Source organism: Herbaspirillum sp. UBA812, from assembly GCF_002296545.1.
GTDB lineage: Bacteria > Pseudomonadota > Gammaproteobacteria > Burkholderiales > Burkholderiaceae_D > Herbaspirillum > Herbaspirillum huttiense.
Genome location: NZ_DBIC01000368.1, coordinates 13752 through 23727 on the forward strand (window position 1 = coordinate 13752; position 9976 = coordinate 23727).

General features: G+C 61.9%; 9 protein-coding genes and 1 pseudogene. 4 read left to right on the forward strand and 6 right to left on the reverse strand.

Features of this window, described 5'->3' with window-relative positions:
• The 4 genes and pseudogenes from B3873_RS24255 to xth all read left to right on the forward strand — a co-directional run.
• Window positions 1-363 (forward strand): annotated as a pseudogene (locus B3873_RS24255) (alkene reductase); the annotation flags it as partial.
• Between the two features lie 149 nt (window positions 364-512).
• The gene (locus tag B3873_RS24260; protein ID WP_209535685.1) at window positions 513-1280 is read left to right on the forward strand and encodes a MipA/OmpV family protein; all 768 of its coding nucleotides are present in this window, start codon (window positions 513-515) and stop codon (window positions 1278-1280) included.
• Window positions 1281-1970: 690 nt separating this feature from the next.
• A complete protein-coding gene (locus B3873_RS24265) occupies window positions 1971-2543 on the forward strand; it encodes an FxDxF family PEP-CTERM protein (RefSeq protein WP_039784884.1) in 573 nt (190 codons plus the stop codon).
• A 224-nt stretch (window positions 2544-2767) separates the two neighbouring features.
• Entirely contained in the window at window positions 2768-3535 is a 768-nt protein-coding gene (xth, locus tag B3873_RS24270; RefSeq protein ID WP_088756982.1) for an exodeoxyribonuclease III, read from the forward strand.
• Between the two features lie 80 nt (window positions 3536-3615).
• On the opposite strand, the gene B3873_RS24275 is transcribed toward xth, so the two are convergent.
• The 6 genes from B3873_RS24275 to prpB all read right to left on the reverse strand — a co-directional run bounded on the left by B3873_RS24275 (window position 3616) and on the right by prpB (window position 9546).
• On the reverse strand, window positions 3616-3903 hold the full coding sequence (locus B3873_RS24275) for a hypothetical protein (protein ID WP_209535683.1): 288 nt from the start codon (window positions 3901-3903) through the stop codon (window positions 3616-3618).
• Window positions 3903-4406 carry an arsinothricin resistance N-acetyltransferase ArsN1 family B gene (locus B3873_RS24280; protein ID WP_286869551.1) on the reverse strand — a complete coding sequence of 168 codons (504 nt, stop codon included), beginning with the start codon at window positions 4404-4406 and terminating at the stop codon, window positions 3903-3905. The genes B3873_RS24275 and B3873_RS24280 overlap by 1 nt, the downstream gene beginning before the upstream one ends.
• Window positions 4407-4519: 113 nt before the next feature.
• On the reverse strand, window positions 4520-6406 hold the full coding sequence (locus tag B3873_RS24285) for a propionate--CoA ligase (protein ID WP_286869553.1): 1887 nt from the start codon (window positions 6404-6406) through the stop codon (window positions 4520-4522).
• A 320-nt stretch (window positions 6407-6726) separates the two neighbouring features.
• Window positions 6727-7164: a hypothetical protein gene (locus B3873_RS24290; RefSeq protein ID WP_286869555.1), complete on the reverse strand. Its 438-nt coding sequence runs from the start codon at window positions 7162-7164 to the stop codon at window positions 6727-6729.
• Between the two features lie 263 nt (window positions 7165-7427).
• On the reverse strand, window positions 7428-8582 hold the full coding sequence (gene prpC, locus B3873_RS24295; RefSeq protein ID WP_039784877.1) for a bifunctional 2-methylcitrate synthase/citrate synthase: 1155 nt from the start codon (window positions 8580-8582) through the stop codon (window positions 7428-7430).
• A 73-nt stretch (window positions 8583-8655) separates the two neighbouring features.
• The gene (gene prpB / locus B3873_RS24300; protein WP_134224131.1) at window positions 8656-9546 is read right to left on the reverse strand and encodes a methylisocitrate lyase; all 891 of its coding nucleotides are present in this window, start codon (window positions 9544-9546) and stop codon (window positions 8656-8658) included.
• Between the last annotated feature and the right edge of the window lie 430 nt (window positions 9547-9976).

Sequence of the window (9976 nt, forward strand, 5' to 3'; positions counted from 1 at the left end):
CCCAAGGCCCTCTTCAGCTATGTGGTGGAGCAGCTGAACCGCTACAAGCTGGTCTACCTGCACGTGGTGGAGGGTGCCACCGGCGGCCCGCGCGAAGTCGAAGGTGGCTTCGACCTGCAGATCCTGCGCGATCTCTTCAAGGGCATCTACATCGCCAACAATGGCTATGACCTGGAGATGGCCGTGAAGGCACGCGACCGCAATCTGGCCGACCTGGTCGCCTTCGGCCGCCCGTGGATCGCCAATCCGGATCTGGTGGAACGCTTCAAGGCCGGCGCACCGCTGGCCGAGATCAACCAGGCCACGCTCTATGGCGGCGGTGCGGAAGGCTATACCGACTACCCGACCCTGCAGCAGTCCTGATGCACTGAACCTTGCCGGGCCGCCTGCGCCCGGCGGTGATTGCCCATGACAGCCATGGCCTGCCTGCGCGGCAGGCCATTTTCGTGAGCGGATGCCGCAGCGACCCGCTGACCGCTACAATGCCGCTTGCCTCTACACCACTGCCCATCATGAAAAACACACTCGCCATGCTCACGCTGGCCTGCTGCGCCCTCCCCGTTCTGGCTCAGCAAGCCGCTCCCGCGACCGCCACGCCCGATCCCCTGCAACTGCAGGACCGTCTCACCGGTGACATCGGCGCAGGCGTCTACCGCGTCGACCGCAACGGCCCCGATGCCGACCGCAGCAACCACGTCCTGCCCTATGCCTATGCCGACTATGGCCGCTTCTTCGCCCGGCTCGATACCTTCGGCGTCAAGACGGTGCGCATGGGCTACGGCTATCTGGAACTGGCCGGGCGCGTGAGCCTCGATGGCTTCGATGCCCAGCGCGGCCTGCAGCGCCGTTCGGATCCGATTCCGCTCGGCATCGGTACCTATCAGGAGACGCCCATCGGCGGTTTCTTCCTCAACGTCTTCCGTGACTTCAACAAGTCGCACGGCACCCTGGCCGAGGCCATCTATGCGGCCCAGATCGACCTGGGTCCGGTGACTCTCTATCCGCAGCTCGGCGTCGAATACCGCAGCGGCAGCTACAACGATTACTTCGTCGGCGTCACTTCCAGCGAAGCGGCCGCCAGCGGCCTGCGCCAGTACAGCGCCGGTGCGTCCACCAGCCCGACCCTGGGCCTGGCCGCAGATGTCCCGCTGACCGGCGACTGGCACCTCAACCTGCACCTGCGCCGCAAATGGCTGGACAACGCGGTGGCCGACAGTCCGCTGGTGCGCCGTCACACCGATGACACCGCCATCGTGGCGGTCAGCTATCGCTTCAAGTAAGCCACTTCTCTTCCCTGCCTGAAGCCGGTGCGTTGCCCGGCTTCAGGTAGCGGCGCTGCCGTACCTGCTCTCCCGATTTTTCTTCTTCTCTTCTTCTCTTCGTTGTCTTCTGATGTCCTCGCTTGCCGCTGCTGCACACGCGCTGTGGTGTAGTCAAGGATCGTCACGTTCCGCTCAAGCGTGCTCTGCGGACAGCACACTTTTCTTCCCAACATAAGCTCGCCCTGCTTGCGAATTTTTTTCCTGTAGCGCTGAGCATTACGGCCGCGCTTACCTTGCGTAAATAGTTCCCGAATATGTTCATGCGTCACTTTTTCTGACGCAAATTTCGCCCTGTTTTTCAGCCCATGGGAAGAAGATCAGGTTGCCCTAAAAACTTAGTTTCCGCATCCAAACTAATTGCCTCAAGAGAATCCATACTTCGTCGGAAACCCTTTACCGGCGCGGCTTCATGGATTCCTACATCACAACAGGAGTTACAGGAAAAGCGTAATAATTTATTGCTAACGTTAGCATTTTTCCATTATTCTCACTCCGTCTCGATGAACAAATATCACAAACAGAGACAGGATTCCGGCCTCGCCAACACCAATAAAAAAACCTGTCGGATCGCTATCCCCCTTGCAGTGCTTTCGCAATCAAATACCAATCGAATACCCACCAATCAATCGAACTGGAAAGAGGTCTTTTATGAAAAAACTGTTGAGCAGTTTCCTTGTCGCGTCCGCATTCGTCGCCATGGCATCCTCGGCTAGCGCCGCGGATCTGGAGCGCACGCGCACCCTGGTGTGGACCGACGCCACGTCGACCTTCAACGCCCGCTTCGGTGATGGCACCACTGGCCAGACCTTCCTGGAGAACTTCACCTTCAACATCAGCGGTGCCGGCGCGTCGGTTTCCTCGGCCCTGGTGTCGATCGCCCTGGACGGCCTCTCGCGCGTGGGCATAAACAGCTTCACCCTGAGCGGCAACGGCCAGACCTATACTGGCACCGAGCTGTCCAACGGTGACCTGCAGACCTTCAGCCTGCGCACCAATGGCCTGACTTCCGGCCTGTACACCCTGTCGGTGGCCGGCACCGTGCTGGGCTCGGCGGGCGGCAGCTTCGCCGGCAACATCAGCGTGGCACCGGTCCCGGAAGCCTCGACCACCGCCATGATGATCGGCGGCCTGGGCCTGATCGGCTTCGCGGCCTATCGTCGTCGCAAGGCGGGTGACAAGGGTGACAAGGCGCAGATGAATGCGCAGATGATGCCGGCGTAATGCTCGGGATCTGATTGCTTTGCCCGGATTGCGGGCCGGCAATGGCACAACGAAGGGGAATGTCTGCGAGGGCCTTCCCCTTCTGTTTTGGAGGAAGTCTTCAGTCGCGGCCGACCTCGTCCAACCTGCCGCCTTGGTGAATGCGGTAAGATGTCGCCCGTTGTCCACGACGCATCGGCCATGATGCGCACGGCCCGCCTCCGATTCACCACTGCATTGTCCCCATGAAAATCGCCACCTGGAACGTCAACTCCCTCAAGGTCCGCCTACCGCAAGTGCTGAAATGGCTGGAAGAAAACCCGGTCGACGTGCTCTGCCTGCAGGAAACCAAACTGACCGACGACAAGTTCCCAGCAGCCGAGATCGCCGCCGCCGGCTACCTGGTCGAGTTCTCGGGCCAGAAGACCTACAACGGCGTGGCCATCCTGTCGCGCCATCCGATGACCGACGTGGTCAAGAACAACCCGCTCTTCCCCGACGAACAGCAGCGCATCATCGCCGCCACCATCGAAGGCGTGCGCTATGTCTGCGCCTACATTCCCAACGGCCAGTCGCTGGAATCCGAAAAGTATCCCTACAAGCTCAGCTGGCTGGCCGCCCTGCACGAATGGCTGGCCCAGGAAAAGGCGAAGAACCCGCGCCTGGCCCTGCTGGGCGACTACAACATCGCCCCCGAAGACCGCGACGTGCACGACCCGGTCGCCTGGCAAGGCCAGGTGCTGGTCTCCGAACCGGAACGCGAAGCCTTCCGCAAGCTGCAGGCCCTGGGCCTGACGGATTCCTATCGTCTCTTCGAACAGCCGGAAAAGATGTACAGCTGGTGGGACTACCGCCAGATGGGCTTCCGCCTCAACCGCGGCCTGCGCATCGACCACATCCTGCTGTCCGAAGAACTGGTGCCGCGCTGCACCGCCTGCGTCATCGACAAGGTCCCGCGCAAGTGGGAACAACCCTCGGATCACGCACCGGTGATCGCCACCCTGGCGGACTGAGGCGCATACCCCGCCAACCATGAACAAACGGCAAATGATTTATATCATTTGCCGTTTTTCATTGAAGCGCGTACCAGAGATTATTCAACGCCACCTTCAGGTGGCGTTTGTTCCTTCTTGTTGCGCATGTTCTTCTCGAACTGCACATCCAGCTTGCTCACGCGCTTGGCCTTCTGCGGTCCGTGGGCATTGACGAAGCGCACGAAGTCATCCAGTTCCATGGCCTCGTTGAGCTTCTCCAGCGGCTGCCCGGCCACGCGCCGGGTCAGGATGAAACGTTCATCGGAGGTGCGCAGCATGGAGTACTCGCGCGATTCGGTACGTTCGTTCAGGCGCTCGATGGCGCTGGCGGCTCGGGTCGATCTCATCATTGGGCCTCTTGCAGTTTGAGTTGCCAGTATCCCACGTCGATCCAGCGTCCCATTTTGTAACCCACTTCCGTAAATACGCCACAGGCCACGAAGCCCACGCTCTCATGCAGTGCCACGCTGGCCGGATTGGGCTGGGCGATGCCACCGATGACCAGATGCACGCCCAGGGGCTTCAACTGCGCAATGAGCTCGCGATAAAGCTGCTTGCCAATGCCGCGTCCGCCCACATCGTGGCGCAGGTAGACCGAGCTCTCCACCGAGTGCCGGTAAGCCGCACGCGGCTTCCACTTGCTGGCATAGGCATAGCCCAGCACCTCGCCCTGCTCCTCAAAGACCAGCCAGGGGAAATCGGCCTGCACATCGGCGATGCGCGCGGCCATGGTCTCCGCACTGAGCGCTTCGGTCTCGAAGCTGATCACGGTGGTCTGCACGTAATGGTTGTAGATGCCGCAGAGGGCGGGAGCATCGGCAGCGGTGGCCGGGCGGATGGAGGGCGACATGGACGGGACGCAATCGTGGAAACGCGAAAGCCGTCAGTGTAACCAAATTACGCCAGGCACGGCGTCCCTGCTCCGCTGCAGGAAACGCCGTGCCTTCATGAGAGAATTGCGAGTCAGTCCTTGATGACCGCCCGCACCTGCTCCAGCGCCGCCGGATCCTCGATGGTGGGCAGGTCGCCCGGATCGCGTCCTTCGCAGATGGACTGGATGGCCCGGCGCAAGAGCTTGCCCGAACGCGTCTTGGGCAAGCCGCTGACGAAGAACACCCGCGCCGGCCGCCCCACTGCACCGATCTGCTTGTCCACCACGCCCATGATTTCCGCTTCCAGCGCCCGGCGGCGCTCCGGTGTGGCTATCGCATCGGCCTGCTTGGGAATGGCGAAGGCAATCGCGACTTGCCCCTTGAGCTTGTCTTCCACGCCGACCACGGCCACTTCGGACACGTTGGGATGACTGGAGATGCTCTCCTCGATTTCGCGCGTGCCCAGCCGATGGCCAGCGACGTTGATGACGTCATCGGTGCGGCCCAGGATGAAGTAGTAACCGTCCTTGTCCCTGATGCCCCAGTCAAAGGTCGAGTAGACCTCGCGCGGCAGGCTGCGCCAGTAGGTGTTGACGAAGCGCTCATCGTCGCCATAGACGGTCTGCATGCAGCCCGGCGGCAGCGGCCCTTCGATGGCGACCACGCCCTTCTCGTCAGCCGCGCAAGGCTCGCCGGTCGCTTCGTTCAGGATGGCCAGCCGATAGCCCGGCATCGGCACCCCGGGACTGCCCAGACGCGTGGGCTTGTCGCTGATGCCCTTGGCAATCGAAATGATGGGCCAGCCCGATTCGGTCTGCCAGTAGTTGTCGATGACCGGCACCTTCAGCGCGCCCGAGATCCAGCTCGACGTCGTTTCATCCAGCGGCTCGCCGGCCAGATAAAGCGCCTTGAGCGTGGACGTGTCGTGGCGCTCCATGCATTCGGCCGGCTGTTTCTTCAGTACGCGGATGGCCGTCGGTGCGGAGAACATGCGCGTGACCTTGTATTTTTCAACGATGCTCCACCAGATGCCCGCATCGGGCCGGATCGGCAAGCCTTCATAAAGCACCGTCGCCATGCCCGCAATGAGCGGCCCATAGACGATGTAGGAGTGGCCCACCACCCAGCCGATGTCGGAGGTGCAGAAATAAGTCTCGCCCGGCTTGCCGCAGAAGATGTGTTGCATGGACGAGGCCAGCGCCACCGCGTAGCCGCCCACGTCGCGCTGCACGCCCTTGGGCTTGCCGGTGGTGCCGGAGGTATAGAGCACGTAGCTGGTTTCATTCGATTCCAGCCAGGCGACCGGAACCGGCTGGTCCAGGTGCTGTTCACGCAAGGGCGCGTAGTCGACGTCGCGTTGCGCCGTGCGCGCCATCTCCGCCAGACCGCGATCCACCAGCAAGACCTTCTGCGGCTTGTGCTGCGCCAGGTTGATCGCTTCGTCCAGCAAACCCTTGTAAGGAATCACCTTGCCGCCACGCGAACCGGCATCTGCCGAGACGATCAGGGTCGGCTGCGCATCATCGATGCGCGAGGCCAGGCTGTTGGAGGCAAAGCCGCCGAACACCACCGAATGCACCGCGCCGATGCGGGCGCAGGCCAGCATGGCGAAGACCGCCTCGGCGATCATCGGCATGTAGATCAGCACGCGGTCGCCGCGCCGCACGCCCAGCGACAGCATGGTGGCGGCCATGGCCTGCACTTCGCGATGCAGCTCGGCGAAGTCGTAGACGCGTTCGGTGTTGGTTTCGGTGGAGATGGCGATCAGCGCCGCCTGTTTGCCGCGTTCGCCCAAGTGGCGATCCACCGCATTGAAGCAAAGATTGGTGGTGCCGCCGATGAACCAGCGCGCAAACGGTGCGCGGGAATAATCGAGCGTGCGGGTGAACGGTTTGTCCCAATGAATGCGCTGCGCTTCTTCTGCCCAATAGGCTTCAGGCTGCTCGATGGAACGGCGATAGAAATCCTCGTATTGCATGACGTCTCCTCATGTCTCTCGAATTGAAAACCGCTGTCGGCCTTGCGCAGCGTGGCTTGCAGGCCGATGGTCGCGTGGCTTTGGTGCATGGGCAAAAACCTGTTTGCCATGCGTGGCCCTCATGCGACGATGAAACCAGTCTTGCACCTGAATCTTACGAGGGGCTGAATCCGCCGCTTGCATCAGCGATCTTCGATGATTCAAATCAAGCAGGAGCGATGCCGACAGCAAGACGCCATCGGCATGACAAGGGAGGAGGAAATACGAGGTGGAAAGAACGCGCCGACGTCAGGCCTGCACGACGGCGCGGCGCTGCCATGTCAGCGCGTGCGGCAGTCGTTGGCCAGCTGCTGCCCGATCTTGGAATTGAGCAGCATGGACTTCGACGGGATCTGGATCCACACCAGGCCTTCGCCCTTGTTCTCCAGACGCACTGCACCGGTCGAGGTGCTGACCGGGTTCATCATGTAGCTGCTGCCCTTCCACACCAGCGTGACGCCATCGGTCACGCGGCCATCCATGCGGATTTCGACCTTGTTGCCCATCTCGCAGCTGAAGGCACCGGTCTTCAATTGCGTGGCCCAGCTCGGCTGTGTGGCGGCGGGCGACTGCAGCAGCTGCGGCAGCACCGGCTTGGTCTCGGTGACCGGCACGGGCGTGGAAGAACAGGCGGACAGGGCAACGGCCACGGCACCGGCCAGTGCGAAGGAAGTCAAGGGCGATGCGGAAAGACGGCGGGAAACGATGGCAGCAATCATCGGATGATCCATGGAGAGTCAGGGGTGGACGCGGGGGCGAAAAAGATCCGACCGCATCTTAGCAAGTTATTGCATCTGACTCGACCACATGTAACGCTTGTTACAAATCTGCCTGCGCACTGCCACTGTCCCGGGGAATGCGGCGGCCGACACGCGCCAGCCGCCGCTTCCTTCTTCTTGCTGCTCCCTCTCCCTCTCTTGCTCCTCATGCCCGCGCCATCCGCTGCGGACTCAACTGCGCGGGCACTTCGTCTTGCTTGGTCTTACTTGCGCTTGCTGATCGGCACGAACTTCAGGTCTTCCGGTCCCACGTAGTTGGCCGAGGGGCGGATGATCTTGTTGTCGATGCGCTGTTCGATGATGTGCGCCGCCCAGCCCGAGGTGCGGGCAATGACGAACAGCGGCGTGAACATCGCGGTTGGCACGCCCATCATGTGGTAGGACACGGCCGAGAACCAGTCCAGGTTGGGGAACATCTTCTTGATGTCCCACATGACCGTTTCCAGGCGTTCGGCGATGTCGAACATCTTGGTCGAACCAGCTTCCTTGGAGAGCTTGCGCGCCACCTCCTTGATGACCTTGTTGCGCGGGTCGGAGATGGTGTAGACCGGGTGGCCGAAACCGATCACCACTTCCTTGTTCTCGACGCGGCGGCGGATGTCGGCCTCGGCTTCGTCGGGGTTGTCATAGCGCTTCTGGATCTCGAAGGCCACTTCATTGGCGCCGCCGTGCTTGGGGCCGCGCAGCGCGCCGATGGCACCGGTGATGGCCGAATACATGTCCGAGCCGGTGCCGGCGATGACACGGCCGGTGAAGGTGGAGGCGTTGAATTCGTGTTCCGCGTACAGGATCAGCGAGGTGTGCATGGCCTTCTCCCAGGCGTCGGAAGGCTTCTCGCCGTGCAGCAGGTGCAGGAAGTGCGCGCCGATGGAATCGTCATCGGTCTCGACTTCGATGCGGTTGCCATTGTGGCTGTAGTGGTACCAGTACAGCAGCATGGAACCGAGCGACGCCATCAGGCGGTCAGCGATGTCGCGCGCGCCGGGGGTGTTGTGGTCATCCTTCTCGGGCAGCACGCAACCCAGCGCCGAGACGCCGGTGCGCATCACGTCCATCGGATGCGAGGCGGCAGGCAGCCATTCCAGCGCCGCCTTGACGTTGGCCGGCAGGCCGCGCAGGGCCTTGAGCTTGGCCTTGTAGGCGCGCAGCTCGGCCGCTGTCGGCAGCTTGCCGTGCACCAGCAGGTGAGCGATTTCCTCGAACTCGCAGCTGTCGGCCACGTCCAGGATGTCGTAGCCGCGATAGTGCAGGTCATTGCCGGTCTTGCCGACGGTACACAGGGCCGTGTTGCCGGCGGTCACGCCAGAGAGGGCAACGGATTTCTTGGGCTTGAAACCGGGGGCTTGCTGATCGCTCATCGTGTTCTCCTCGTAGTCTGTATTGGCTCGAAACTGATTATCGGAAGGGGGTATTCGGTCTTGCGGTAATGTTTTACTTGTTCTTCTGCTGAGCAAACAGCGCATCCAGACGCTGCTCGTAGCTGTGGTAATCGATGCGGTCATAGAGCTCCATGCGGGTCTGCATGGTATCGACCACGTTCTTCTGGGTACCGTCGCGGCGAATCGCCTGGTAGACGTTTTCGGCGGCCTTGTTCATGGCGCGGAAGGCCGAGAGCGGATAGAGCACCAGGCCCACATCGGCCTCCTTCAATTCGTCGACGGTGAACAGCGGGGTCGAGCCGAATTCGGTGATGTTGGCCAGGATCGGTACCTTCACCGCATTGGCGAACTGCTTGTACATGGCCAGGTCGGTGATGGCTTCCGGGAAGATCATGTCGGCCCCGGCTTCGACGCAGGCCACGGCGCGCTCGATGGCGGCGTCCAGTCCTTCGACCGCCAGCGCATCGGTGCGCGCCATGATGACGAAGTTCTCATCGGTACGGGCATCGACGGCGGCCTTGATGCGGTCCACCATTTCCTGTTTGGTGACGATTTCCTTGTTGGGACGATGGCCGCAGCGCTTGGCGCCGACCTGGTCTTCGATGTGCATGGCGGCCGCGCCGAACTTGATCATGGACTTGACGGTGCGCGCCACGTTGAAGGCCGAGGCACCGAAGCCGGTATCGACGTCCACCAGCAGCGGCAGGTCGCACACGTCAGTGATGCGGCGCACGTCGGTGAGCACGTCATCCAGGTTGGAGATGCCCAGGTCGGGCAGGCCCAGCGAACCCGCAGCCACGCCGCCGCCGGACAGGTAGATCGCGCGGAAGCCGGCACGCTTGGCCAGCAGGGCGTGATTGGCGTTGATCGCGCCGATGACTTGCAAGGGGGATTCTTCCTGGACGGCCTGGCGGAACGCTGCGCCTGCGGAGTGGAGAGCCATGGTGGACACCTTCTCGATGAGGTTGAAATACGGAAAGTCTGGATTGCCTGACTGCGGCGGGCGGGTCTGCATCACACCCGTCCTGCGACATGTGCGTTCACTATTGCAACGGCCGTGCCATCGCAGTGCAGCATTGCATGGCGCAAGGCATGAAAAAACCTTCATATCGTCTGAAACCAGCGCCGGACAAGGCTGGCAGGCTTCCCTTCCGGTGCGCTCTCCGGGCGTACCCGCCTTCTGTCGGGTTGATGTTCCGCAACCCTGGCCGTTTCACCAGTGTTACATTAACGTTTCACTGAAACGCCTCGAACGCCCACCATGAAACGCCCTGCCCCCGCTGACCGTCAGGCCGACAAGCCCGTGATCTGGACCGTGTCCGTGTCGCGCCTCTCCGAACTCTTCCGCGACATCACGCTGGAATTCGACGGCG